The organism is Bacillus sp. S14(2024) (genome assembly GCF_050473785.1).
Classification (GTDB): domain Bacteria; phylum Bacillota; class Bacilli; order Bacillales; family Bacillaceae_G; genus Bacillus_A; species Bacillus_A yunxiaonensis.
In genome coordinates this window covers 1,525,851-1,551,764 of sequence record NZ_JBFLUP010000006.1, presented here as the reverse complement: position 1 = coordinate 1,551,764, position 25,914 = coordinate 1,525,851, and the positions used below count along the sequence as shown (strand labels likewise).

Below are 25,914 nucleotides of genomic sequence, written 5' to 3'. Positions count from 1 at the left end.
GCTCTCCTCCATCCTATATCGTAAAAAAATAACAACCTACTTGTAAATAGGTTGTTACTGTTACATAGAAAAGTATAGTATCTATGCCTCTATTTGTCGAAAAGAAAGCTTTATTTTTGGTTGTTATCTTCACTTGGTTCGTAGTTTAATAATTGTGCATTAATCTCTTCTAATGCTTTTCCTACACACTTATGAGATACTGGTTGCTCAACACCACAATCGTTATGCTCTTGCATTTCACGAGCACGCTTTGCAGCTACTGTAACTAGCGTATATTTAGAATCAATTTTTTGTAACAATGAATCAATAGATGGGTTTAACATATTATATTTCCTCCGTCATTTCTTTATAGTATTTTGCTACTCGCTCACGGCGACAATGTTCACCTATCACAATTGCCTTAATACGTTCGCAAGCAAGTTCCACTTCATCATTTTCTACTACGTAGTCATAAGCATCCATCATTTCGATTTCTTCTTTTGCTACTGTCAAACGATTTTGAATTACTTCTTCTGTTTCTGTACCGCGACCAACAATACGGTTTTTCAGTTCCGATAAACTTGGAGGAGCTAAAAAGATAAATACTCCTTCTGGAAAAGCTTTCTTTACTTGAATCGCACCTTGCACTTCGATTTCTAAGAAAACATCTTTCCCTTGCTGCAATGTTTGTTCTACATAATCGATTGGTGTTCCGTAATAGTTCCCAACAAATTCCGCCCATTCAAGCAGTTTATTGTTACGAATCATCTCTTCAAATTCTTCTCTCGTTTTAAAGAAATAATCAACACCATCTACTTCTCCTTCACGCGGTTTACGCGTTGTTACAGAAATAGAATACTGTAAATTTGTATCTTCTTGACTGAACAATTCCTTTCGAACTGTTCCTTTTCCAACACCAGAAGGCCCTGAAAGAACAATGAGCAACCCTCTTCTACTTCTCATATATATGTTAAACCTACCCTTCGTCACTTAAATCTTCTTTATTATTTAATCGATGAGCAATCGTCTCCGGTTGTATTGGACTTAATACAATATGTCCATCATCCATAACAATAACTGCTCGTGTTTTTCGACCATAAGTAGCATCAAGCAGCACATTTTGTTCGCGAGCTTCCTGTACTAATCTTTTAATCGGTGCTGATTCCGGACTTACAATGGAAATAATTCGATGTGCAGATACGATATTTCCATATCCAATATTTAAAAACCGCATGGCCATAGTTTGCGCCTCCTAGTAAGTCTATCCGATTTCTCCGTCTCGTATAACTTCGTATACAATTGACAACTACTCAATATTTTGTACTTGTTCACGAATTTTTTCAAGATTATTTTTCATTTCAACAACATATTTTGAAATTGTTAAGTCATTTGCTTTCGAACCAATTGTATTTATTTCACGATGCATCTCTTGTACAATAAAGTCCATCTTTCTTCCAACCGGTTCTGTACTTTGCAGCGCCTCTTGAAATTGTTCTAAATGACTTTGCAGACGAACTAACTCTTCATGAATATCACAGCGGTCTGCAAACACCGCTATTTCTGTAAGTAATCGTTGTTCCTCTAATTCTTGATTATGTAATTCTTTCAAACGGTTCTCCAAACGCTCACGATATTTTTGAATGACTGACGGCGCATAGGGAACAATGGCATGCATGCACGTGTGAATTTCTTGCAAACGATGCTCCAAATCTTTATGTAGTCGTTCTCCTTCACCATCACGCATCGTTTTTAACATACTAGCTGCGCGGCGAACCGCTTCATACAAACTATGTTCAAACGTTTCATTTACATTCTCAACCTCTTCAATTGCTGTCACTTCTGGCATAGCAATAAGCTGCTGCAATGTAATCGAATCCTGTAATTGAAATTTATCCTTCGCTTCTTCCATAATGAGCTTATATTGCTCTAAAAGGGACCAGTCCACTCGTAATTTCCGTTCAACGAGCCCTTCCCCTTCAACAATAATCGATACTTCAATACGTCCGCGGCCAACTTGTTCTGCAATTAATTTGCGGATTTTATCCTCGAACACCATCATTTGCTTCGGAAGACGAATATTCATCTCTAAAAAGCGATGATTGACCGACTTCATTTCTACTGTAATTTGAAACGCATCATTTTCTACTTTTGCGCGTCCAAACCCTGTCATACTCGAAATCATTTTATCACATCCAAGCCATGATCTTACTCAATGAAAAAGGTAATAGAGACTCTACTCTACTACCTTTTGAAATTATATCATACTTTTATCTCATTTACTATTTCAAGTTTACACCTCTTTTATATACAATTGGTTTCTTCTTTTCAGACTTTCCGGTTAGTAAAGATCCCACTAATAAGAATGTTGGAATAGAAGAAAGCCCAACAATCAAGAGCCAATCTCTCGCTTGAATTGGCATAGTACTAAAAATCGGCTGCAATGGCGGATAATAAATCACGACTAACATTAGTAAAATCGAAATAAGCACCGCTCCTACTAAGTACATATTTCCAAATGGATTACGGTGAAATACAGAATGCTCACTGCGGCAATCAAACACATGAATAAGCTGAGCTAAAACAAGTGTTGCAAACGCAACTGTTTGCGCATACTTTAATTCATTTGGATTTTGATTGTGCGCAATAATGAATGCTAATAGTGTCATAACACCGATTAAAAAACCGCGGCTAACAATTTTCCATGCAAGTCCTCTCGCAAATACCCCTTCTTTCGGGTGGCGCGGTTTCCTACGCATAACATCACCTTCTGGTGCATCAAGTCCGAGAGCCATTGCCGGTAAACCATCTGTTACTAAATTCACCCATAATATTTGAATTGGTACGAGCGGCAATGGTAATGCTAATATCATTGCAAATAACATAACTAAAATTTCCCCAACATTTGATGCTAATAAATAACGAATAAACTTCCGAATATTTTCGTAAATATTTCTTCCTTCTTTAATTGCTGCTTTTATAGTAGCGAAGTTATCGTCTAATAACACAAGAGATGATGCCTCTTTTGCAACATCTGTCCCAGTAATCCCCATTGCCACACCAATATCAGCTGCTTTTATAGCAGGCGCATCGTTTACACCATCACCAGTCATTGCCACAATATGATCTTTATTTTGCAGCGCCTTCACAATTTTCAATTTATGTTCCGGAGAAACACGTGCAAAGACATATGTTTCGTCTACAATATCTTCCAATTCTTCAACCGACATATTTGCGAGTTCAATACCTTCCACAACGCGGCCACCAGGTGGTAAAATCCCAAGCTGTTCAGCAATAGCCATTGCTGTTACTTTATGGTCTCCTGTAATCATAATTGTTTTGATGCCTGCATCTCTACATTCTTGCACCGCTCGCTTTACTTCCGGTCTTGGAGGATCAATCATTCCTTGCAGCCCAATAAACATTAAATCTCTTTCTGCTTCTTGTTCACTTTGAATATGATCAGCTGTTTTTAACGGTTTAAAAGCAACTGCAATTGTACGAAGTGCTTGACTTCCTAAATGATAAATCGCTGTTTGCACTTCGTTTCTATACAATTCTGTGAATGGCTGCTGTTTATTTCCCCATAAAATGGTTTGACTCATTTTTAATAAAACATCGGGTGCTCCCTTTGTTATCACAAATTTTTTACCTGCTTTGTCACGAACAATTACACTCATCATTTTCCGCGTTGAATCAAACGGAAACTCGTGAATGACCTCAAATTGATCCTTTATCCCTTCTCTTGAAATACCAGCCTTCATCGCTGCTGCAACGAGTGCACCTTCTGTCGGATCACCGTCTAATACATACGTTTTTTTCTTTTTTACAATATTTGCGTTGTTACATAAGCATCCAAATGTGAGAAGCTGATATAAAGAGCGAACCGCTGTCGGATTTATTTTCTTATCACCTTTCAGAAATTCACCTTTTGGTTCATAGCCTTGCCCCGTTATATTCCACATCTCACCACTCGACCATACATGTGTAACCATCATTTTATTTTGCGTCATTGTCCCTGTTTTGTCTGAACAAATGACAGATGCACATCCTAATGTTTCAACCGCAGGCAGCTTTCTTACAATTGCTTTTTTCTTAATCATACGCTGAACACCAAGTGAGAGTGCTACTGTCACAATGGCTGGCAATCCTTCAGGAATCGCTGCAACAGCAAGCGAAACACCCGCTAAAAACATATGATATATTTCATTCCCTTGATAAACACCAACCAACACAACGAGTGCCGTTAAAGTTAATGCAACGACAATTAAAATTTTTCCAAGCTGCTCAAGTCTTCGCTGCAGCGGCGTTTCATTTTGCTCCGCATTTTGCAGCATGTTTGCAATTTGTCCCATTGCTGTATTCATTCCTGTTCCAATAACAACTCCAATGCCGGATCCCCTTGTAATCATCGTTCCCATGAACGCCATATTTGTTTGATCACCAATAGAAACATCCACTCCATGCAGAACATCAATTTTCTTTTGTACCGGCACGGATTCTCCTGTTAATGCTGACTCTTCAATATATAGACTCGAAGCTTCAATGAGACGCACATCAGCACCGATACGATCCCCGCTTGAAAATTTAATAATATCTCCAAGCACAAGACCTTTCGAAGGAATTTTCATCCACTTTCCATTTCGAAGTACAATTACTTGCGGGGCGGCAAGCTCTTTTAATGCTTCCAACGATTTTTCTGCTTTTCTCTCTTGAAAGAAACCAAGGATTCCATTGATAATGACAATTGCAACAATAGCAATTGCATCAACATATTCTCCTAAAAAAGCAGAAATAATTGTTGCTCCAAACAAAACAAGTACCATAAAATCTTTAAATTGTGCTAAGAACACAACAAGTGCAGAAGGCCGTTTTGCTTCTTGGAGTTCGTTTGGGCCAATTTTTTTCAGCCGAATTTCCACCTCTTGCTCCGTCAATCCTGTTTTTACATTTGTATTCGTTCGCTCTTCAACTTCATGTGCACGCAGTTCATACCAATTCATCTCGCCACCTACCTCCTGATTGCAGACATGCTCTAATGAAAGCTTATTCAGCCTCGTCCGAAAAAATGCTATAATTAACTTTTAGTGAGAAAGGAGTGTTCAAAGTGGCATTCGATGGATTATTTACAAGAGCGATCACACATGAAATTGCAAATTCTCTTCAAACAGGAAGAATTTCAAAAATATATCAACCGTCAAAATATGAAATTTTGTTACATATTCGGGCATACGGAAAAAATCAAAAACTACTTCTTTCCGCACACCCAACGTACGCGCGTATGCATCTTACAACACAAAATTATGATTCTCCTGCATTACCGCCAATGTTTTGCATGCTTCTTCGTAAACATTTAGAAGGTGGATTTGTTGAGAAGATTGAACAAATTGATTTGGAGCGGATTATTCAAATTACGATTCGCAGCCGTAATGAAATTGGTGATGAATCATTAAAAACATTAATTATTGAAATCATGGGGCGTCATAGCAATATCATTTTAGTAGACTCCAAAACAAATATAATTTTGGATAGCCTAAAACACGTTTCCTTAGCGGTAAACCGGCACCGTACTGTATATGCTGGAGCTGAATATATTGCACCGCCAACGCAACAGAAAATCAATCCACTGCAAATTGAAAGGCAAGAAGAATTTATTAGACCACTCGACTTTTTAGTAGGAAATATGGATAAGCAACTCGTAGGAGCTTTTACAGGGATCTCTCCATTATTTGCAAAAGAAGTGGTTGCAAAGGCTGGTATGGTCAATGAACTTGCATTATCCGAAGCATTTTTCACATTACAAAAACCGTTGCTACAGCATCAGTATACGCCTTCGATGATGGTTGCTAATGGGAAAGAATTCTTTTATTTATTCCCACTTTCACACTTAAAAGGTGAAGAGAAAGCATTCTCATCTGTAAGCGAATTACTAGATCGGTTCTTCTTCGGTAAAGCAGAACGCGACCGAGTGAAACAACAGGCCCATGATTTAGAACGTTTTATGCAAAATGAAAAAACAAAAAACGAAAAAAAATTAATTAAATTGCAAAAGACTTTAGAAGACGCAAGTAAAGCAGATAAATATCAATTATTTGGCGAATTGCTTACAGCCAATATGTATGCAGTGAAAAAAGGCGACAAAGAAGTTGAGGTTATCAATTACTATGATGAAAATAATGGAACTGTAAAGATTACCCTAGATCCATTACGCACACCATCAGAAAATGCACAGCGTTATTTCCAAAAATATCAAAAAGCAAAAAATTCTGTAGCAATCGTTGAAGAACAAATCGAAAAAACAAATGAAGAAATACGATACTTTGATAGCTTACTACAGCAAATGGAAGCTGCTTCTTCTAAAGATATTGAAGAAATTCGTGAAGAACTAGCCGAAGAAGGATATATGCGTAATCGCAAGGCGAAAAACACAAAAAAGAAACCATCAAAACCTGTATTAGATAAATATATCGCAAGTGATGGAACTGAAATTTTAGTCGGGAAAAATAACAAACAAAACGACTATTTAACAAATAAACTCGCACGCCGTGATGAAATTTGGCTTCATACGAAAGACATTCCAGGCTCACACGTAGTCATCCGTTCATTAGAGCCAAGCGATGAAACATTAGTTGAAGCGGCAAAGCTGGCTGCTTACTTTAGTAAAGCAAAAGAATCTAGCTCTGTTCCAGTCGATTATACAAAAATTCGTCATGTGAAAAAGCCGAGTGGAGCGAAGCTTGGATTTGTTACATATGATAATCAACAAACAGTATATGTTACACCAGATGCAGATACTGTGATGAAATTAAAGGTTTAAAATACGAAGAGATGATTATGGTATGTAACGAACCGTAATCATCTCTTTTTCGTTCATTTTTCACTATTTACTTCTTCATAAAATACGTTATCTTTTCCCGCTATACCTTTCAAAAAAAGTAATTTTCCAATAAAAAATAAGCAACCGCTCACGAAACACACTAGTGAATTTTAATATTCCATTGAACATTTATAATACTCTAAAACTGTTTAAAAAAATTTACACAATCATTTTTAATGTCAAATAATATAGACACAAAATAGTCTTGTGTGTCTATATTATTTGACATCAATAAAAAAAGCTTCCCTCTACATCTTAAGGTGCGGCTCTTACCGCCCGCAAATAGCGGGATAAAAAATATTGGCACCTTTATTGCTTTATATAAGGAGATGAAAGGGAGGAATTAAAATGGTTTCAAGAATCAAGAAAATACAAGAACAGCTACATCGATACGAAATAGACGGATTACTGATTACAAAAAAAGAAAATCGCCGATATGCAACTGGATTTACAGGTACTGCTGGAGTTGTCTTAATCTCTCCTACAAATGCAGTATTTATTACAGATTTCCGTTATACAGATCAAGCGAAAGCACAAGTACACGAAGCAGAAATCATTATGCATAAAGGCAATATAGAACAAGAAATTGCAGCGCAAGTAGACAGATTACAAATAAACAAATTAGGTGTAGAAGAAAATAATATGACGCTGAAACAATATACAGCGTTAAAAAATTATATAAATATCGAACTTGTTCATGTAAATGAAATAATAGAAACAATTCGTACCGTGAAGGAAGAGTCCGAAATTGAAATGATTAAAATTGCAGCTCGCATCGCGGATGATGCCTTTCAACATATTACAACTTTCCTAAAACCCGGTGTATCTGAATGGGATATAAGAGATGAATTAGAATTTTTCATACGAAAGCAAGGTGCTTCCTCTTCATCATTTAACATTATCGTAGCTTCCGGTACTCGCTCTTCTCTCCCGCATGGGGTAGCTACAAGTAAAATCATTGAAGATGGGGATATTGTTACATTAGATTTTGGTGCACTTTATAACGGATATTGTTCTGATTTAACACGGACTGTTGCAATTGGCAGTTGTTCTGAGGAATTTGTAAAGATTTACAACATTGTACTTGAAGCTTTAAAACGCGGCACTGAAGCAATTCGCCCAGGTGAATCCGCAAAGACGATTGATGATGTTACAAGAAATTACATTACTGAACATGGCTACGGTGAATACTTCGGTCATTCAACAGGCCATGGCGTTGGATTAGAACTTCATGAACCTCTTAGATTATCAAAAGATAGTACAGACACACTGCTAGAAGGAATGGTTGTTACCGTAGAACCAGGTATTTATATCCCGAATTGGGGTGGTTGTAGAATTGAAGATGATATTGTCATTACGAAAACTGGTTATGAAGTGATTACACACGCTAATAGAGAACTTATTGTTCTGGGGTAAAGCAAAACTTTGAATAGTGGGGGTTTCTTCACTCCACTATTCATGAAATCTGATCAATCGAACTTTTACGGACTTCCTCACCTATCTTCTTTTTTTGCATAACTTTGAGATGGTCGATTACTATTAGGGAAAATAATCATAAAAAATAACAGGCATCTTTCAATATAAAGAAGCCTGTTATTTTTGTTCCATACCAACAAATCATCAGAATCCATTTTCTTTCACTATGACTTAGTGAGAAGAGCTATATTCTTTTGTTTTCTTAAATTGGATAACCGCCACTAGGTGGAGGCCACGCCTCAAATAAACGACGCAGCAATACAATTTCCCCCAAATGATAACTATTATGCGAAGCAATATTACGTAACGTATCCGCCCGCGTTACATCTGGATACTGCGCTAAAGGCTCATCAAGTTTTGTAGTTTGAGCAATTGTACAAGCAGTATCGATTCCCGCTAGAAATTGTCTTATAATCTCCGCCCATTCTTCTTGATTTTTCGCCATATTTTCAACTGGCCAACTCTCCTTCACGTGCGCTGGAAGTTGTGGTTTTTCTCCATGTAAACCACGTAAGAGGAATTCTTGCCAATACTTCATATGCATCACTAGTTGGTAGATGGAATACGGAATGTTTTCTACTTGTTTTCCTGATAGTTTCCAATCAATATCTGCAATTGCATTTTTAATCGGAATATGCCCACGTTCTCCCCGTAATGATTTTACTAACGTTCTAGCAAATGATTCATTGATCAAATGATTGCTTTCTGTATGCACATCATCCCATCCTTTTCCTTTTCAATTAATTATTATAGATTACCAATCTTAATATCGATTACCAAACGTATCACCAATAGGTGCAATCGTATTTAAGTATGCTAGTTCTTCTTTTGTTAAAGTTATTTCAAGAGCCGCTACGTTTTGCTCCAAATACTTCACTCGCTTTGTACCTGGAATTGGTACGATTCCTTCACCTTGTGCAACGACCCAAGCAAGCGCTAATTGTGCAGGCGTACATTCTTTCTCTAATGCAAGCTGTTTAATTCCTTCAACAATTTTCATATTAGAAGCAAATGCATCTTCTGAAAAGCGTGGATTATAGTATCTCCAATCATCAGGTGTTAATTGATCACGGCTTGTTAAATTCCCCGTTAAAAATCCGCGGCCAAGTGGACTATATGGAACAAATCCAACGCCTAATTCACGACAACCATGTAAAATATCTTTCTCTGGATCGCGAGACCAAAGAGAATATTCAGTTTGAACAGCTGAAATTGGATGAATTGCATGAGCTGTTTTTAATTGCTCACCTGTTACTTCAGATAGTCCGATATAACGTACTTTTCCTTCTTGCACTAACTTTGCCATCGCACCTACAGTTTCTTCAATTGGTGTATTGGGATCAACGCGATGTAAATAATATAAGTCGATGTAATCGGTCCCTAATCTTCTTAAACTTGCTTCACATGCTTCCTTCACATATTGAGGCGAACCGTTGTATCCTAACGCTTTTGTTGCATTTCGCAGTGCTCCAAACTTCGTTGCAATTTTCACATCATGCCGAAATCCCCTTAATGCTTTCCCTACTAGTTTTTCATTTGTTCCCATTCCCTCTTCATCATATCCATAAATATCAGCCGTATCGAACATTGTAATTCCAAGCTCGAGAGCGCGATGAATTGTTTTGGTCGCTTCTATCTCATCTGTCTGACCATAAAATTCAGACATTCCCATACAACCTAATCCCATTTCCGATACTTCTAATCCTTGTGAACCTAACTTCTTCTTTTTCATAAGTTCGCCTTCTTTCGAAAAGATAATGTAAAAAGAGAGTAACATACAATCGAAAACAAGTAAACTATTTTTACATTTTTAGTTTAATTAGTTTAATTTGTATAAATTCATAAATTTATTTATAATAAATGGATTGCAAGGAGGGTTGTTATGTTAAATAAAAATATTGATAATCAAGTAGAAATGAGAAAACAGCTCATTTTCAAATTATTACCGATCGTAAAAAAACAAGGAATAAGCCCGTTACGAACAGATGATATTGCTCGTTATATGGATATTAGTAAAGCAACTATGTACAAATACTTCTCATCAAAAGAAGAGATTATCCAATACATCGTCAAAATATATGCCGAATATATTACTAGTATTGATCAAACTATTTTTGAAGAAACAGTTCCGTTTGGAGAGCGATTTCAAAAAACATTTGAACAATCATTACTCATCTCTTTTTACATATCTGATGCCTTTCTATCAGATTTAAAACATAATGCTTCAGTACTATATGAACAAATCATACAAGCTCAAAACGAACGAAATAATCAATTAAAAAAATTCTATGAGGAGCATATAGAAAAAGAAGTGTTCAACGCTATAAATCCAACACTCATTCTGATCCAAGACGATGTACTACTACGGAAGTTCTTTGAACCTACAATCTTAATTCAAAACAATATGACTTTATATCAAGCACTCTTTGATTATTACATGCTTAAAAAGCATCAAGTCATCCACCATGAATATAGAAATAATGTAGATGATGAAAAAATGAAATCAACGATACAATACATCGTGCAAAAAGTATCGAATTATATATAGAACGAACATCAACTAACACTTGTTTCGTCTGAAGTGAACACGAATACACGAAAAAAACACCTCTATAATTCATACTAAAAATACGAATTATAGAGGTGCTTTCGCTTTATCTCGCTATTTGCGGGCAGTAAGACCCCCATCTCAAGATTCAGAGAAAACGAAGAAAATAGTCTCGAGATGAAGCCCCTACTGATCGAAGTCTCACTTTATTTTATATAAAAACAGGAATCTCCTCCTATTTCGAGAACTAAATTAAAAGGTTGTATTTCATAACAGGAGGATTGTAATGGAAAATTTATTTTTAATTGATAAGATTGACGGATTAAGCGATGATTTTTCTAAACTTGTTTCTATGATGAACTATGCACGCTTCTCGACACTACGTGCTGTTCAAGATTTAACAATTGAAGAATTAGACTATTTATATGATGAAAACGCAAATTCAATTGGTATGCTTCTATATCACATGGCGGCTATTGAATTTTATTATCAAATTCATACGTTCGAAGACAGAGAACCAACAGAGGAAGAACTAGAACGCTGGTTACCAGGCGTTGAACTAGGGAATCTTGGTCGCCAACAAATTAAAAACCAATCATTAGACTTCTACATTAACACATTACAAGAAGTACGCAATAAAACCATCGCCACATTCCAATCCCTTCCAAACGAATGGTTATTTAAAACAACTCCATTTTGGGAAGGTAAGCCAGCAAATAATTATTTTAAATGGTTTCATGTGTTTGAAGATGAATTGAGTCATCGTGGACAAATTCGAATTATTAAAAAGATGCAACAAGCTCATTCCGTAAAATAATATACAAAAAGATGTATTACTGTATACGTGAAGTAGTACATCTTTTTATTATGACTTTGATTTATCCCGCTACTTTTTAGCAATACGATTCCGATTGGTGAGAGCTTTCCATCAGTGGAGAATGAAGCCCCCATTGATGGAAGTTTCACTTTCTTTCATTTAAGTAAAAGACATTTTTATTTCGGTAAATGAAATTATATACTTTTTTTTGCCCCAGATTCACACTCTTTATCTTCAAATATGACAGAGCACACCTATTCAATAGAAGCGTGCTCTGATGGTTATTGGATTAATGTCCCTACTCTATCAAGTTTTAAAATAGGCTATACTTATTGCCCTCATGAATTTAACTTATATGCTTTAATTGTGTGTCTTCTTTCTTTCTATTCCGTCCTTTAAGTAAAGCAAAACCAATTAAAATTGCTAAAGTTGTAAAACAAACCACTGTTCCGACTGAAATTCCATTACTAAACGTTGAACCTATGAAAATAATACATAATCCCACGATTCCAATAATAGTCGTAGTTGGAAAAAAACTCATTTTAAAATTAGGCATTGTTGAATAATTAGGACGTAATTTAAGTTGTGCAAAGCAAATACTTAGCCAAAGCAATAACATTGTAAATCCTGGAATTGTCATCATTGTTCCAATAATACTATCTGGAGCAAAGAATGCTAGCCCTGCACCTATCAATAATAATAAGCCATTCAAAAAGATTGCAATAATTGGTGCACCTGATTTCGCAGTTTTTTTCAATATTTTTGGAGCTTCTCCTTTTTCAGCTAACGCAACCATTGTTCTAGAAGTAGCAAAAACTCCTGAATTCGCAGCTGAAAGAACTGCAGTTAATAAAACAAAATTCATGATATGTGCAACACCTGGGATACCAATGGCATTCATTACTTGTATAAATGGACTTTCATTTCCTGCAACTTGATTCCAAGGTATTAATCCAGCAATAATTGTAATGGGCAAGATATAAAATATGATAACGCGCCAAACAACACCCTTTATCACTTTAGGTAAAACCTTTTCAACGTCTTTTGTTTCAGAAATTGCTACCCCTATTAACTCAGATCCTCCAAATGAGAACATTACAATAAAACAAGCACTAAATACCCCTTTAATACCATTTGGAAAGAATCCCCCATGACCAAATAAATGTTCCGTTGGTGTCGATGGAGCAAAACTCGTTAGTCCGAATAAGACTGCTCCACCTAAAAGGATGAATAATACCAGTGCTAGAATTTTTATACTAGCAAACCAAAATTCCATTTCGCCATAGAATTTTACCTGAAAGCTGTTAATCCCCACAACTAAAAGCGCACAAATAGCACTTAATAACCAAAGAGGTACATTTGAAAACCAAAATTGTAAAAAAGAGCCTGCCGCTAATATTTCTACAATTGTAACAAGTGTCCAGTTAATCCAGTATAGCCATCCAACTACAAATGATACATGAAATCCAAAAGCCTTATGAACTAAATGTTGAACATTATGATTTGGATAAACAACAGCCATTTCAGCTAAAGCCACCATAACAATCATCATTAATAATCCACCAAGTAAGTACGAAACAATTACACCAGGCCCGGCAATCCCTAGAGTATCTCCACTCCCTTTGAAAATGCCCGTACCAATCATTCCCGCTAACGCTAAAAATTGAACATGTCTAGGTAATAACTCTTTTTTTAAGCCATCTTTCTTCATTCTTTTTTCCTCTTTCTGTTCCTAATTTTTTTAATTGTTTTGCAAGTAATGTTACATAGTAATAGCCATCTTCCATGGCTATTCACCTCCTTTACAACACTATTTTGACTCGGTTTTATCTAAATCAAATTTTTAAAAATAAAGGCCTATAAGCCTCCTAAAAACATAATCATCAATCCTTCATTTAGATACTTCTACTTTTAAAAGCAAATAAAAAATCCCTACTGAAATTAATCAGTAGGGACGATTTTATTCGCGGTACCACCCTAATTATTGACAAACTTTATATGTCAATCTCTTCATTTTCTATAACGGCTCTTCACCGTCTTCCCCTTACAATTCGCTCGAAGAAGATGCTCCTGGACTGTAATTCATGCTGTTCTTTGTACTGACTTACACCAACCGCCAGCTCTCTTTAACAGGGAGAACATACACTACTTTATTCCATTCATCGCTTATCTATTATTTAGTTGTTATGAAAATACAAAAATCCCTACTGAAATTAATCAGTAGGGACGATTTTATTCGCGGTACCACCCTAATTATTGACAAACTTTATATGCCAATCTCTTCATTCTCTATAACGGCTCTTCACCGTCTTCCCCTTACAATTTGCTCGAAGAAGATGCTCCTGGACTGTAATTCATGCTGTTCTTTGTACTGACTTACACCAACCGTCAGCTCTCTTTAACAGGGAGAACATACACTACTTTATTCCATTCATCGCTTATCTATTATTTAGTTGTTATGAAAATACAAAAATCCCTACTGAAATTAATCAGTAGGGACGATTTTATTCGCGGTACCACCCTAATTATTGACAAACTTTATATGTCAATCTCTTCATTCTCTATAACGGCTCTTCACCGTCTTCCCCTTACAATTCGCTCGAAGAAGATGCTCCTGGACTGTAATTCATGCTGTTCTTTGTACTGACTTACACCAACCGCCAGCTCTCTTTAACAGGGAGAACATACACTACTTTATTCCATTCATCGCTTATCTTATTTACTTATAAAGTATCTTATAATAAATGTAACAAAAAATCAATATTTTTTATTCCTGTAATTTTCTGTTAACAATAGCTACTTTTTCGGGTTATTATCAGGCTCATTGTAACAACGATTGTAGTGATGTTTCTCTTGTACTCCATTCTCAAACATAGTTTCTCATCAAAGCTATGTTTGAGAATACTACATGAAATCCGTAATTCTCCAGATTATATATGGTAATATAAACCATATATATAACAGAAGGGTGCGATACTTATGCCACACATCATTTCCCTCAATATCGGAACACCGCAAAAATTACAGTTTCAAGGGAAAGAAATTGAAACAGGTCTGTTTAAAGAAAGTGTTAATAAACCTTTATATTTATCATTACTCAACTTTGAAGGGGATGGGCAAGCGGATTTGAAACACCACGGCGGTAAAGATAAAGCTGTTTGTGTATATGCATTTGAACATTATCCATATTGGGAAAAAGAGTTATCACAACAGCTTCCATATGGAGCATTTGGAGAAAATTTAACAATTACAGGATTACTAGAATCTGATGTATGTATTGGCAATATATATAAAATAGGAGAAGCATTCGTACAAGTAACGCAGCCAAGACAACCTTGTTATAAGCTAGCATATCGCTATCATAGAAAAGATTTCCCGCTTCTTGTTCAAAACACAGGCTTCACTGGTTTTTACGTACGAGTATTAGAAGAAGGAACCGTTTCCCCTTCTGATGAAATTAAACGAATAGAACAAAATGAACATCATATAACAATTGCCTTCGCAAATGAAATGATGCACCATGATAAACATAATATAGAAGGAATACAAAGCATATTAGCAGTTGATTCTTTATCAGAAAGCTGGCGTAATACATTTACGAAGCGATTAGAGGGAAAAGAAACGAGTGCAGAAAAACGTTTAACAGGAAAATAACAAACTTATAGGAAAAGAGGACAGCGCGTGAGTGAAGTTATATTCACATTATTTATTTGTCCGTTACTTGTCTTTATTTTTTCTGTTATGGGTACACGAATTACAAAGACGTATTATATAATGCCTATTATTACATTTGCGATTTTTCTTATTGTAGCAGTAACATTATTTAATCGATCATTTTTCTTTTGGGTAGGGATGTATAGTATTTTTTCGTTTCTTGTTTCTTATATGACGCTATTATTTGTAAAAGGAAATAAGGAGGTAGATAAAAAGCAATAATCGTATTACATTTTAAGTTAAGGAGCATTATCCATGATTTTCTTTGATATTGACGGCACTTTACTTGATTATGAGTTTGCTGAAAAAAATGGTATCCTTGATTTTTTCCGTGAGCATAATCACATTTTTTTGGGTGAGGAACTCGAAGCTAGCAAACTATGGAACCAACTTTCAGAACAATATTTTAATCAATTTTTATCCAATAAATTATCGTTTCAGGAACAACAAAGATTACGAATGATAGACCTTTTCCAAACGTACGGTATTCATTTAACTCATGAAGAAGCTGATCAAAAATTCAAGCTATATTTAACCTTATATGAAGAAAATTGGACAGTATATGAAGACGTAATCGATGTTCTAAATACTTTAAAACAAAAAGGTTACTCATTAGGTATTATTAGTAATGGAGACTATGATCAGCAAATTGAAAAACTACGTCGTTTATATATCTTACATTATTTCAATCTCATTATCGCTTCTAGTGAAATAGGTGTGGCAAAACCTAATATAACCATCTTTCAAGTAGCTAGTATAAAAGCGAAACGTCCACTTCAAGATTGCTATTACATTGGTGATCGATTAGAAACTGATGCCCTCAGCAGTAAAAAGGCTGGGATGCATGGAATATGGCTAAATCGTAGTGAAAAAACACAATGCCGTGATGTTCCTGTTATAGACACCCTATACGAATTACTAAATATAATTGCATAAAAAAACACGACCGAGTTTCCCCCCACGGTCGTGTTTTCTTTATTATTATGCTGTAATCCAAGCCTCATCAGCTGGGTTTTTGCGCCATTCTTGTAGTTTTTTCGTTTCTGCTTCACCAATCATACCTTTTTCTGCTGCTACTTCTGTAAGTGCACTGTAGTCGCTTAAAGAGTATGATGCAACGTTTGCTGCTGCTAATTTTTCTTTTCCTGCTTCAAGTTCGTATGTGAAGATTGATACGATTCCTAATACTTCACAGCCTGCTTCGCGAAGTGCCTCTACACAAGTAATTGCACTGCCACCAGTTGAAATTAAATCTTCTACTACAACAACTTTTTGGCCTTTTTCTGCTTTACCTTCGATTTGGTTTCCTTTACCATGACCTTTTGCTTTACTGCGTACATAACACATTGGTAAGTTCATACGATCGCTTACCCAAGCAGCATGTGCAATACCTGCTGTCGCTGTTCCTGCAATAACCTCAACAGCCCCGAAGTGTGTTTGAATTAATTCTTCTAACCCTGCTGCAATTGCTTGACGTACTTCTGGGTATGATAATGTTAAACGATTATCACAATAAATTGGTGATTTCATTCCAGAAGACCATGTAAATGGATCATTGGGTTGTAAAAATACTGCTCCAATATCTAATAAATGAGATGCGATTTGTTTTTTCATACTGTTACACCCTCCCACTGTTCTTTTACAATTTGATACGCTGCGCGCGGATTTTCTGCTTTTGTAATACTACGTCCTACTACGATATAACTAGAGCCTAGTTCACGCGCACGTTTAGGCGTCGCTACGCGTACTTGGTCATTTACATCATCACTTGCAAGACGAATCCCCGGTGTTACTGTTACGAAAGCATCTCCGCATACTTCACGCAATTTTGGTACTTCCAGCGTTGAACAAACAACGCCGTCCAGACCGCTTTCTTTCGTTAATTTCGCATAATGAGCAACCGCTTCTTCTAACGTTTTCTCAATGCCGATCTCTTTTTTCATTACTTCTTCCGATGTACTTGTTAGTTGTGTAACTGCAATACAAATCGGTCTCTCTTTTCCTTCTTTCTTACCTTCCTCTAATCCCTCAAGCGCCGCTTTCATCATACTGCTTCCCCCAGCAGCATGAACGTTTACCATATCAACATCTAAACTAGCTAAATTACGCATCGCGCTTTTCACTGTGTTCGGAATATCATGAAGCTTCAAATCTAAAAAGATTTGATGTCCTTTTTCTTTTAGGTACGTAATAATCGCAGGTCCCTCTTTGTAAAACAGTTCCATACCAACTTTGACAAATAATCGTTCCCCTTCAAAGTGACTTAAAAACTGTTCTACCTCTGCTTTACCTGGAAAATCCAGTGCAACAATTAAAGATTGTGACATGTTTGCTTCCAGCTCCTTCCTTGACATTCCGAAATGTGTTCAAATCCTAATTCATCTAAAAGTGCTGGTAATTCTTCAATAATTGTTGGACATACAAATGGGTCAACGAAGTTTGCTGTTCCAACTGCTACTGCACTTGCACCAGCGTAGAAGAACTCAATTACATCTTCCGCTGATTCAATACCACCCATTCCGATAATTGGAATGTTCACAGCTTGACTCACTTCGTGCACCATACGAATTGCCACCGGCTTAATCGCTGGTCCAGATAGTCCACCTGTACGGTTTGCTAAAATTGGTTTTGCTGTTTTTAAATCTAAACGCATGCCAAGCAATGTATTAATCATCGTTAATCCGTCCGCACCAGCGTTTTCAATTGCTTTTGCAATCTCCACAATGTTTGCCACGTTCGGTGACAATTTCACATATACCGGCACTTCAGAAACCTCTTTTACTCGCTTCGTTAAATCAGCAGCAATCTCTGGGACTGTACCAAAAGCGATACCACCCGTTTTTACGTTTGGACAAGAAATATTTAATTCTAGCGCATGAACATTTGGTGCTTTCGAAATTTTCTTTGCTACTGCTACATAATCCTCAGCTTGTGAGCCCGCAACGTTCGCAATAATCGGAAGATCGAATTGCTCTAACCATGGTAATTCAGACGTCATTACCTTCTCTAACCCCGGGTTTTGAAGCCCGATTGCATTTAGCATTCCGCCTGGTGTTTCGGCAACACGAGGTGTTGGATTTCCATAACGAGGTTGTTCCGTTGTTGCTTTAATCATGATTGATCCAAGTACACTTAAATCATAAAACTGCGCATACTCACGACCAAACCCGAAGCAACCAGATGCTGGGATAATTGGATTCTTTAATGATAATCCTGGTAATTCAACTTGCAATCTGTTCATAGTACAACCTCCCCGATTGGAAATACTGGTCCGTCACTACACACCTTCTTGTAAGAATGTCCACTTGGATCTTCTTGCAAGTGGCATACACATGCGAAACACGCTCCAATACCACAACCCATACGTTCCTCTAGTGAAATGTAGGCTTTTTTCTCTTTATAGCGGCCTTCTAATGCACGAAGCATTGCTAAAGGTCCACATGAGTATAAAATGTCAAAGTCAATTCCATACGTATCGATTACATCTGTTACAAATCCTTTTGTACCATGTGTACCGTCGACTGTTGCAACATACGTATCGCCAAGCTCTGCAAATTTCTCTTCATAGAAGACAACATCTTTTGTTTGGAAACCTAAGATGTGAATGACACGTACTCCTTTTGCAACAAGGCGTTGTGATAACTCATAAAGTGGTGGCACACCAATTCCGCCTCCTACTAAAAGAGCCGTTTGTCCTGCTTCTGCTTCTTCTACAGGAAATCCATGGCCTAGTGGTCCTAATACGTCTACAAGTTCACCTTGTTTTTTCTTTGCTAATGTTTTTGTTCCTTGTCCTTCCGCACGATATAGCATTGTAAATTCGTTATTTTCTTGATCAACATTACAAATACTAATTGGGCGGCGCAGCAGAGGCGCAATGCCTTCTGCTACTTTAATGTGTACAAACTGCCCTGGTTCGTTCATTTGCTGTACAAGATCACCTTGAAGCACTAGTTCATAAATATTTTTTGCGATTTCTTTTTGGTTAACGACGATCATATTTTGCTTTTGCATCATGCACGTACCACCTCGTGACGCTCAGTTGGCGCAAATTCTTTCATTGCGTGAGCTGAAAATGTCATGGATTCTAGTACACGTAAGATTGCTCTTGTTGTATCTAGTGATGTTAAGCATGCTACTCCATTTTCTACAGATTCACGGCGAATACGGAAACCATCACGCGCTGGCTGTTTTCCTTTTGTTAATGTATTGATAACAAACTGTGCTTTTCCTTGACGGATAATATCAAGTAAGTTGTAGTCTTCAGAATCAATTTTGTTTACAACTTGCACCGGAATGTTTTGCTCTGTTAACGATTGTGCTGTTCCTGCTGTTGCTAATAAGTTATAGCCGATTTCATGGAAGCGTTTTGCAATTTCCATCGCTTCTTCTTTATCTTTATCCGCCACAGTAATGATTACTGATCCGTGCGTTGGAATGTTAATTCCAGAAGCAACTAGCCCTTTGTATAATGCTTTTTCAAGTGTTAGGTCTTTACCCATTACTTCCCCTGTTGATTTCATTTCAGGCCCTAATGTTGTATCAACAGAACGTAGTTTTGCAAATGAGAATACTGGAGCTTTTACATACACTTCATTCTCTTCTGGGTGATAGCCAGTTCCATATCCTTGTTCTACAAGATTTTGACCTAAAATAACTTTTGTTGCGATATTCGCCATCGGTACACCTGTAATTTTACTTAAGAATGGTACTGTACGGCTCGCACGTGGGTTTACCTCAATTACATACACTTCATCTTTGAATACTACAAACTGGATATTTAATAATCCAACAATGTTTAATCCTCTTCCAAGTGCAATTGTATTTTCAATAATTTGTTCTTTCAGTTTTGCAGATAAGCTTTGCGGTGGGTATACTCCAATTGAGTCACCAGAGTGAACACCTGCGCGTTCAATATGTTCCATAATACCTGGAATGAACACATTTTCACCGTCTGAAATTGCATCTACTTCAATTTCTTTACCAACCATATAGCGGTCAATTAGTACCGGATGATCTGCATGAACTTTAACTGCATTTTTCATGTAGTGCAGTAGTTCTTCTTGACGATATACGATTTCCATCGCACGTCCACCTAGTACGTAAGATGGTCTTACTAATACCGGGTAACCAATTTCTTCAGCGATTGCTACCGCTTGTTCTACAGTTGTTGCTGTTTTACCAACTGGCTGCGGGATACCAAGCTGTGTTAATGCAGCTTCGAATTTATCACGATCTTCTGCACGGTCTAAATCTTCAAGCGATGTTCCTAAAATTTTCACACCGCGTTCTTCTAATTTCGCCGCTAAGTTAATTGCCGTTTGTCCACCGAACTGAACGATAACACCTTCTGGCTGTTCTAAATCAATGATGTGCATTACATCTTCGATTGTTAATGGTTCAAAGTATAATTTGTCAGAAATACTGAAGTCTGTTGAAACTGTTTCTGGGTTATTGTTAATGATAATTGCTTCATATCCAGCTTCTTTAATTGCCCATACAGAGTGAACTGTTGCGTAGTCAAACTCAACACCTTGACCGATACGGATTGGACCAGATCCTAGTACAACTACACTCTTACGATCTGTTACAATTGATTCGTTTTCATCAGCGTATGTGCTGTAGTAATACGGTGTTGCAGATTCAAACTCTGCCGCACAAGTATCTACCATTTTAAATACCGGCGTCATATTGTTTTCTTTACGTGTTTCATAAATTTCACGCTCTGTTTTGTTCCAAGCAGCTGCGATGTAATGATCACTGAAGCCCATTTCTTTTGCTTCTTGCAGCACTTCCATATCGCCTACATGGTTTTTAACTTTACGTTCCATGTTTACGATGTTTTCAACTTTTTGTAAGAAGAAGAAGTCCATTTCACACCATGCATTAATTTCTTCTTTCGTTACACCTTGACGAATTGCTTCTGCTACAACGAACAGACGCTCATCATCTGCTTTAATAATACGTTTTTTCATCGTTTCTTTATCAAGCTCTTTTAAGTGATCTAACTCTAGGTGATAAATACCAAGCTCTAAAGAACGAACCGCTTTTAATAATGATTCCTCTAAGTTACGTCCGATTGACATAACCTCACCAGTTGCCTTCATCTGTGTACCAAGCGTTCTATTCGCTGATTCAAACTTATCAAATGGCCAACGTGGAATTTTTGAAACAACATAGTCTAATGCTGGCTCGAAACAAGCGTATGTTTTTTGTGTTACTGGGTTTACAATTTCGTCTAATGTTAAGCCGACTGCAATTTTCGCTGCTAATTTCGCAATTGGATATCCAGTTGCTTTAGATGCTAGTGCAGATGAACGACTTACACGTGGGTTTACTTCGATTACATAGTATTGGAAGCTATGTGGATCAAGTGCAAGCTGAACGTTACATCCACCTTCAATTCCTAATGCACGAATAATTCTTAATGATGTGTTACGTAACATTTGATATTCACGGTCACTTAACGTTTGGCTCGGTGCTACAACGATAGAATCACCTGTGTGAACTCCAACTGGATCAATATTTTCCATGTTACATACTACGATTGCGTTATCATTTGAATCACGCATTACTTCATATTCAATTTCCTTACAGCCAGCAATACTTTTCTCTAATAAACATTGTGTTACTGGGCTATGTTTTAAACCACTTGTTACGATTTCAATTAACTCTTCTTCGTTATGGCAAATACCGCCGCCCGTTCCCCCTAATGTGAATGCTGGACGAACGATTACTGGATAACCGATTTCTTTTACAAACTCATATGCTTCATCAAGGTTATGAATAATTTCACTTGGTGGTGTTGGTTCATTTAAATCTTGCATTAATGTACGGAATAAATCACGATCTTCCGCTTGCTCAATTGCTGATAATTTCGTTCCTAAAATTTCAACTCCGCACTCTTCTAGTACGCCTGATTTTGCAAGTTCAACAGCCATATTTAGTCCCGTTTGTCCGCCTAGTGTCGGCAGGATTGCATCTGGGCGTTCTTTACGAATAATACGGCTTACGAATTCTAATGTTAATGGCTCAATGTATACTTTATCTGCTGTTGCAGTATCTGTCATAATTGTTGCTGGGTTAGAGTTAACAAGGATTACTTTGTAACCTTCCTCTTTAAGAGATTGACAAGCTTGTGTACCAGAGTAATCAAACTCCGCTGCTTGCCCAATTACAATTGGTCCTGATCCGATTACTAAAATTGTGTTAATGTCTAGGCGTTTTGGCATAACTCTTCCCCTTCTTTCTTGAAGTTTTCAATCATTGTTAAGAAATCTTCGAATAAATCATTTGCATCTTCTGGCCCTGCTGAAGCTTCTGGATGGTATTGTACTGTAAATGCTGGGAACTTCGTATGACGAAGACCTTCTACTGTTCCATCATTTAAAGCTACATGTGTAATTTCAAGATCTGTACTTTTAACTGACTCTTCTTCTACTGCGTAACCATGGTTTTGAGAAGTAATGGCTACTTTTCCAGTTGCAAGATGCTTTACTGGATGATTTAAACCACGGTGACCGAATTTTAACTTGCTTGTATTTGCACCAGATGCTAGAGCGAACAATTGATGTCCAAGGCAAATCCCGAATAATGGTACTTTTCCGATAATGCCTTTTAGCATTTCAATTGCTTCTGGTACATCTTTTGGATCCCCAGGTCCATTACTTAACATAATTCCATCTGGGCTAAGGCGTAAAATCTCTTCAGCCGTTGTATTGTAAGGTACAACAATTACATCACAGTCACGTTTATTTAGTTCTCGTAAAATGCCATGCTTCATACCGAAGTCTACAAGTACAACGCGATGGCCACGGCCTGGACTTGGATATGGATCTTTTGTTGATACGCGTTTCACATGATCTGTAAAGACTGTCGCTTTTAATTGGCTAACGATGTACTCTACATCCGCATCCATGTCGCAAAGACGTCCGCGTAAAGTTCCATATTGACGAATTTTTCGTGTTAATTTTCTTGTATCAATTCCTGCTAATCCTGGAATGTTTCTTTCTTTTAAATACTCATCTAACGAAATTTCATTACGGAAGTTAGATGGGTGATCACAAATTTCGTTTACTATTAAACCATTTACAGATGGATGAATTGATTCAAAATCATCACGATTAATACCGTAATTTCCGATTAATGGATACGTAAATGTTACGATTTGATCACAATATGATGGATCAGATAATGTCTCTTGATATCCCGTCATCCCTGTTGTAAATACGACTTCACCTGATTTTTCAATTTCTCCGCCGAAGCCTTTTCCAATTAATACTGTTCCATCTTCTAAGATAAGCTGTCTTTTCATACTAATGCACTCTCCTTTTGCCATGCGATCTTACCGCTAACTAATGTCATAACCGGCCATCCTTGGCACTTCCAACCTGCAAATGGCGTATTTTTTCCTTTTGATAAGAATGTTGCTGGGTCAATCTCTTCTTCTTGTTCTAAATCAATAATTGTAATATCAGCTGCTCTTCCTTCTTGCAGTCGGCCTGCTTCTAAACCGAATGTGTCAGCTGGTTTTTCTGTTAAGAATTGAATTAACTGTTCTAATGTGATAATTCCCTTTTTCACAAGGTTTGTATATAGTAATGGGAATGCTGTTTCAAAACCAGTAATTCCAAATGGCGCTCTTTCAATACCTTGTGCTTTTTCTTCTGCTGCATGCGGTGCATGATCTGTTGCAATTATATCGATTGTTCCATCTAGTAATCCTTCAATTAATGCTTCATGGTCTTCTTTTCCTCGAAGCGGTGGGTTCATTTTAAAGTTTGGATCAACCGATGGGATATCATCTTCACATAGTACTAAGTGATGCGGTGTTACTTCTGCTGTTACTTTAATTCCAGCACGCTTTGCATCACGAATCACACGTACAGATCCTTTTGTACTTACGTGACATACGTGATAGTGACAACCTGCTGCTTCTGCAAGTAATATGTCCCGGGCAATATGTACAGATTCACATACTGATGGGATACCGTTTAAGCCGTGCTTCTCAGAAAACTTCCCTTCATGTACACAACCTTTATTAATAAGCGTATTTTCTTCACAGTGTGCAACAACTGCCATATTTAATTTTGCTGCACGCTTCATCGCTGCCAGCATCATGCTTGCATCTTGTACGCCTACGCCATCATCAGTAAACGCGAATGCTCCAAGTTCTTTTAATGTTTCAAAGTCTGTCATTTTAGAACCTGCCTGGCGTACTGTAATCGCTCCATATGGTAATACATTTACATGTGCTTTTTCTTTAATTCGTTTTTGCAAGTCTTCCATATGTTCTCTGCTGTCTGGTACTGGACGTGTATTTGGCATTGCGCAAATTGTTGTAAATCCACCTTTTGCTGCTGCAAGTGTACCTGTTTCAATTGTTTCTTTATGCTCACCACCTGGTTCACGAAGATGAACGTGTACATCTACTAATCCAGGTGCAATTAATTTTCCGTTTACATCGATTACTTCAGCATGATCTGCCGTAATATTTTCTGCTACTTTCGCAATTTTACCGTCTTGTACGAGAAGATCTGTTGCTACGATTTTTCCTTCTTCATTCAAATAACGTCCATTTTTAAACAAATAGTTCATGTTTCATTCCTCCTAATACATTTGGTAATGCGCGTTTTAGTACAGCCATTCTTACGTAAACTCCGTTTTCCATCTGTTTGAATATGCGTGAACGCTCACACTCTACGAGTTCACTTGCAATTTCTACATCACGATTTACAGGAGCTGGATGCATAATAATACTTCCTTGTTTCATACGCTTTTCTCGTTCAATTGTTAATCCGTGCTGCTCATGATACTGTTTCATGATATCTGTTTCATAATGATCATGACGTTCATGTTGCACACGAAGTAACATCATCACATCAACTTCTGGAACAAGCTCATCTAAACTTTTGTATGTTCCAAATGTGTTCGTTTCATCTTTCCACTCTTCAGGGCTAGCAAAGTAAATCGTTGCTCCTAGTTTTGTTAAAGCTTCAGCATTAGAACGTGCTACTCGGCTATGGCGAATATCTCCAACAATCGCAATCTTTAATCCTTCAAATCTTCCAAACTCTTGTTTAATTGTTAGAAGATCTAGAAGACATTGCGTTGGATGATTTCCACATCCATCTCCAGCATTCAAGATTGGAATGTTTACTTGATCCTTTAGCTCATCGAAGTAGCGATCTTGTTGATGGCGGATGACTACTGCTTTTGTTCCGATTGATTCGAGTGTTCTTATCGTATCGTATAGTGTTTCTCCTTTTTGTACGCTAGAAGACTCTGCTGAGAAGTTCAGAACATCAAGCCCTAATCGCTTCTCTGCTACTTCAAAGCTAAAACGTGTTCTCGTACTATTCTCAAAGAATAAGTTTGCAACAAACGTTTGCTCTGTCGTTCTTATTCCTTTTCCACTCGCGAAATCTTCTGCATCTTTTAGGATTTCTGAAATCTCCTGCTCCGATAATTCACTCATCGTTAACAAATGGTTCATTGTCATCCCTC

The 25,914-nt window shown here is 37.1% G+C and carries 23 protein-coding genes and 3 other annotated features; of the genes, 7 read left to right on the top strand and 16 right to left on the bottom strand.

Annotation, left to right across the window (positions count from 1 at the left end; genetic code table 11):
* Nucleotides 1-110 precede the first annotated feature (110 nt).
* The 5 genes from rpoZ to AB1279_RS08335 all read right to left on the bottom strand — a co-directional run bounded on the left by rpoZ (nt 111) and on the right by AB1279_RS08335 (nt 4,979).
* Complete coding sequence (rpoZ, locus tag AB1279_RS08355) at nt 111-323, bottom strand: DNA-directed RNA polymerase subunit omega (RefSeq protein ID WP_429754171.1); 213 nt, start codon at nt 321-323, stop codon at nt 111-113.
* 1 nt (nt 324) lies between these two features.
* Nucleotides 325-942, bottom strand: a complete 618-nt coding sequence (gene gmk, locus AB1279_RS08350; RefSeq protein ID WP_377883924.1) for a guanylate kinase — start codon at nt 940-942, stop codon at nt 325-327.
* Nucleotides 943-955: 13 nt separating this feature from the next.
* Nucleotides 956-1,219 (bottom strand): extracellular matrix/biofilm regulator RemA, encoded by a 264-nt coding sequence (gene remA, locus AB1279_RS08345; protein WP_020059206.1) that lies wholly within the window; start codon nt 1,217-1,219, stop codon nt 956-958.
* 66 nt (nt 1,220-1,285) lie between these two features.
* Nucleotides 1,286-2,161 carry a YicC/YloC family endoribonuclease gene (locus AB1279_RS08340; RefSeq protein ID WP_429758398.1) on the bottom strand — a complete coding sequence of 292 codons (876 nt, stop codon included), beginning with the start codon at nt 2,159-2,161 and terminating at the stop codon, nt 1,286-1,288.
* 97 nt (nt 2,162-2,258) lie between these two features.
* A complete protein-coding gene (locus tag AB1279_RS08335; protein ID WP_429758397.1) occupies nt 2,259-4,979 on the bottom strand; it encodes a calcium-translocating P-type ATPase, SERCA-type in 2,721 nt (906 codons plus the stop codon).
* A 104-nt stretch (nt 4,980-5,083) separates the two neighbouring features.
* On the opposite strand from AB1279_RS08335, the gene AB1279_RS08330 reads away from it, so the two are divergent.
* Together AB1279_RS08330 and AB1279_RS08325 are read left to right on the top strand one after the other, a co-directional pair.
* Nucleotides 5,084-6,793 carry an Rqc2 family fibronectin-binding protein gene (locus tag AB1279_RS08330; protein ID WP_429758396.1) on the top strand — a complete coding sequence of 570 codons (1,710 nt, stop codon included), beginning with the start codon at nt 5,084-5,086 and terminating at the stop codon, nt 6,791-6,793.
* A gap of 408 nt (nt 6,794-7,201) precedes the next feature.
* A complete protein-coding gene (locus AB1279_RS08325; RefSeq protein WP_429758395.1) occupies nt 7,202-8,269 on the top strand; it encodes a M24 family metallopeptidase in 1,068 nt (355 codons plus the stop codon).
* A gap of 262 nt (nt 8,270-8,531) precedes the next feature.
* Here AB1279_RS08325 and AB1279_RS08320 read toward each other — a convergent pair whose 3' ends face one another.
* Nucleotides 8,532-9,044 (bottom strand): DinB family protein, encoded by a 513-nt coding sequence (locus AB1279_RS08320; RefSeq protein ID WP_429758394.1) that lies wholly within the window; start codon nt 9,042-9,044, stop codon nt 8,532-8,534.
* 48 nt (nt 9,045-9,092) lie between these two features.
* The gene (locus AB1279_RS08315) at nt 9,093-10,061 is read right to left on the bottom strand and encodes an aldo/keto reductase (protein ID WP_429754165.1); all 969 of its coding nucleotides are present in this window, start codon (nt 10,059-10,061) and stop codon (nt 9,093-9,095) included.
* 150 nt (nt 10,062-10,211) lie between these two features.
* Between AB1279_RS08315 and AB1279_RS08310 the strand changes: the two genes are divergently transcribed.
* A complete protein-coding gene (locus tag AB1279_RS08310) occupies nt 10,212-10,877 on the top strand; it encodes a TetR/AcrR family transcriptional regulator (RefSeq protein ID WP_429758393.1) in 666 nt (221 codons plus the stop codon).
* Nucleotides 10,878-11,163: 286 nt separating this feature from the next.
* Nucleotides 11,164-11,694, top strand: a complete 531-nt coding sequence (locus AB1279_RS08305; RefSeq protein WP_429758392.1) for a DinB family protein — start codon at nt 11,164-11,166, stop codon at nt 11,692-11,694.
* A gap of 346 nt (nt 11,695-12,040) precedes the next feature.
* On the opposite strand, the gene AB1279_RS08300 is transcribed toward AB1279_RS08305, so the two are convergent.
* The gene (locus AB1279_RS08300) at nt 12,041-13,405 is read right to left on the bottom strand and encodes an amino acid permease (RefSeq protein ID WP_429754161.1); all 1,365 of its coding nucleotides are present in this window, start codon (nt 13,403-13,405) and stop codon (nt 12,041-12,043) included.
* Between the two features lie 236 nt (nt 13,406-13,641).
* Nucleotides 13,642-13,866 (bottom strand) — a binding site (T-box leader).
* 47 nt (nt 13,867-13,913) lie between these two features.
* Nucleotides 13,914-14,138: a binding site (T-box leader), on the bottom strand.
* Nucleotides 14,139-14,185: 47 nt separating this feature from the next.
* Nucleotides 14,186-14,410: a binding site (T-box leader), on the bottom strand.
* 263 nt (nt 14,411-14,673) lie between these two features.
* Here AB1279_RS08300 and AB1279_RS08295 point away from each other — a divergent pair.
* Genes AB1279_RS08295 through AB1279_RS08285 form a run of 3 tightly spaced genes read left to right on the top strand, consistent with a single transcriptional unit; the run spans nt 14,674 to nt 16,344 of the window.
* Nucleotides 14,674-15,348 carry an MOSC domain-containing protein gene (locus AB1279_RS08295; RefSeq protein WP_429754160.1) on the top strand — a complete coding sequence of 225 codons (675 nt, stop codon included), beginning with the start codon at nt 14,674-14,676 and terminating at the stop codon, nt 15,346-15,348.
* Between the two features lie 27 nt (nt 15,349-15,375).
* Entirely contained in the window at nt 15,376-15,630 is a 255-nt protein-coding gene (locus AB1279_RS08290) for a YbeF family protein (protein WP_429758391.1), read from the top strand.
* Between the two features lie 33 nt (nt 15,631-15,663).
* On the top strand, nt 15,664-16,344 hold the full coding sequence (locus AB1279_RS08285; RefSeq protein WP_429758390.1) for an HAD family hydrolase: 681 nt from the start codon (nt 15,664-15,666) through the stop codon (nt 16,342-16,344).
* A 45-nt stretch (nt 16,345-16,389) separates the two neighbouring features.
* Here the strand turns inward: AB1279_RS08285 and pyrE are convergent, their stop codons facing one another.
* The 8 genes from pyrE to pyrB are packed head-to-tail and all read right to left on the bottom strand — an operon-like array spanning nt 16,390 to nt 25,903.
* Nucleotides 16,390-17,022 (bottom strand): orotate phosphoribosyltransferase, encoded by a 633-nt coding sequence (gene pyrE / locus AB1279_RS08280; RefSeq protein WP_429754158.1) that lies wholly within the window; start codon nt 17,020-17,022, stop codon nt 16,390-16,392.
* Nucleotides 17,019-17,735: an orotidine-5'-phosphate decarboxylase gene (gene pyrF, locus AB1279_RS08275; protein ID WP_429758389.1), complete on the bottom strand. Its 717-nt coding sequence runs from the start codon at nt 17,733-17,735 to the stop codon at nt 17,019-17,021. Before pyrF ends, pyrE begins: the two co-directional genes overlap by 4 nt.
* Nucleotides 17,720-18,649, bottom strand: a complete 930-nt coding sequence (gene pyrD / locus AB1279_RS08270; RefSeq protein ID WP_429758388.1) for a dihydroorotate oxidase B catalytic subunit — start codon at nt 18,647-18,649, stop codon at nt 17,720-17,722. Before pyrD ends, pyrF begins: the two co-directional genes overlap by 16 nt.
* Nucleotides 18,646-19,425, bottom strand: a complete 780-nt coding sequence (gene pyrK, locus AB1279_RS08265; RefSeq protein WP_429758387.1) for a dihydroorotate oxidase B electron transfer subunit — start codon at nt 19,423-19,425, stop codon at nt 18,646-18,648. Before pyrK ends, pyrD begins: the two co-directional genes overlap by 4 nt.
* Nucleotides 19,422-22,640: a carbamoyl-phosphate synthase large subunit gene (gene carB, locus AB1279_RS08260; protein ID WP_429758386.1), complete on the bottom strand. Its 3,219-nt coding sequence runs from the start codon at nt 22,638-22,640 to the stop codon at nt 19,422-19,424. Before carB ends, pyrK begins: the two co-directional genes overlap by 4 nt.
* A complete protein-coding gene (locus tag AB1279_RS08255) occupies nt 22,625-23,722 on the bottom strand; it encodes a carbamoyl phosphate synthase small subunit (RefSeq protein ID WP_429758385.1) in 1,098 nt (365 codons plus the stop codon). Before AB1279_RS08255 ends, carB begins: the two co-directional genes overlap by 16 nt.
* On the bottom strand, nt 23,719-25,005 hold the full coding sequence (pyrC, locus tag AB1279_RS08250; RefSeq protein ID WP_429758384.1) for a dihydroorotase: 1,287 nt from the start codon (nt 25,003-25,005) through the stop codon (nt 23,719-23,721). Before pyrC ends, AB1279_RS08255 begins: the two co-directional genes overlap by 4 nt.
* The gene (pyrB, locus tag AB1279_RS08245; protein ID WP_429758383.1) at nt 24,989-25,903 is read right to left on the bottom strand and encodes an aspartate carbamoyltransferase; all 915 of its coding nucleotides are present in this window, start codon (nt 25,901-25,903) and stop codon (nt 24,989-24,991) included. The genes pyrC and pyrB overlap by 17 nt, the downstream gene beginning before the upstream one ends.
* Between the last annotated feature and the right edge of the window lie 11 nt (nt 25,904-25,914).

Excerpts from the sequence above, each read along its gene's own strand:
- AB1279_RS08305 (WP_429758392.1), top strand. The coding sequence starts at position 11,164 with ATGGAAAATTTATTTTTAATTGATAAGATTGACGGATTAAGCGATGAT.
- pyrC (WP_429758384.1), bottom strand. The coding sequence starts at position 25,005 with ATGAACTATTTGTTTAAAAATGGACGTTATTTGAATGAAGAAGGAAAA.
- AB1279_RS08300 (WP_429754161.1), bottom strand. The coding sequence starts at position 13,405 with ATGAAGAAAGATGGCTTAAAAAAAGAGTTATTACCTAGACATGTTCAA.
- gmk (WP_377883924.1), bottom strand. The coding sequence starts at position 942 with ATGAGAAGTAGAAGAGGGTTGCTCATTGTTCTTTCAGGGCCTTCTGGT.
- AB1279_RS08310 (WP_429758393.1), top strand. The coding sequence starts at position 10,212 with ATGTTAAATAAAAATATTGATAATCAAGTAGAAATGAGAAAACAGCTC.
- AB1279_RS08295 (WP_429754160.1), top strand. The coding sequence starts at position 14,674 with ATGCCACACATCATTTCCCTCAATATCGGAACACCGCAAAAATTACAG.
- AB1279_RS08285 (WP_429758390.1), top strand. The coding sequence starts at position 15,664 with ATGATTTTCTTTGATATTGACGGCACTTTACTTGATTATGAGTTTGCT.
- AB1279_RS08255 (WP_429758385.1), bottom strand. The coding sequence starts at position 23,722 with ATGAAAAGACAGCTTATCTTAGAAGATGGAACAGTATTAATTGGAAAA.
- AB1279_RS08335 (WP_429758397.1), bottom strand. The coding sequence starts at position 4,979 with ATGAATTGGTATGAACTGCGTGCACATGAAGTTGAAGAGCGAACGAAT.
- pyrD (WP_429758388.1), bottom strand. The coding sequence starts at position 18,649 with ATGAACAGATTGCAAGTTGAATTACCAGGATTATCATTAAAGAATCCA.
- carB (WP_429758386.1), bottom strand. The coding sequence starts at position 22,640 with ATGCCAAAACGCCTAGACATTAACACAATTTTAGTAATCGGATCAGGA.
- AB1279_RS08325 (WP_429758395.1), top strand. The coding sequence starts at position 7,202 with ATGGTTTCAAGAATCAAGAAAATACAAGAACAGCTACATCGATACGAA.
- remA (WP_020059206.1), bottom strand. The coding sequence starts at position 1,219 with ATGGCCATGCGGTTTTTAAATATTGGATATGGAAATATCGTATCTGCA.
- pyrE (WP_429754158.1), bottom strand. The coding sequence starts at position 17,022 with ATGAAAAAACAAATCGCATCTCATTTATTAGATATTGGAGCAGTATTT.
- AB1279_RS08340 (WP_429758398.1), bottom strand. The coding sequence starts at position 2,161 with ATGATTTCGAGTATGACAGGGTTTGGACGCGCAAAAGTAGAAAATGAT.
- pyrF (WP_429758389.1), bottom strand. The coding sequence starts at position 17,735 with ATGTCACAATCTTTAATTGTTGCACTGGATTTTCCAGGTAAAGCAGAG.
- rpoZ (WP_429754171.1), bottom strand. The coding sequence starts at position 323 with ATGTTAAACCCATCTATTGATTCATTGTTACAAAAAATTGATTCTAAA.
- pyrK (WP_429758387.1), bottom strand. The coding sequence starts at position 19,425 with ATGATGCAAAAGCAAAATATGATCGTCGTTAACCAAAAAGAAATCGCA.
- pyrB (WP_429758383.1), bottom strand. The coding sequence starts at position 25,903 with ATGAACCATTTGTTAACGATGAGTGAATTATCGGAGCAGGAGATTTCA.
- AB1279_RS08315 (WP_429754165.1), bottom strand. The coding sequence starts at position 10,061 with ATGAAAAAGAAGAAGTTAGGTTCACAAGGATTAGAAGTATCGGAAATG.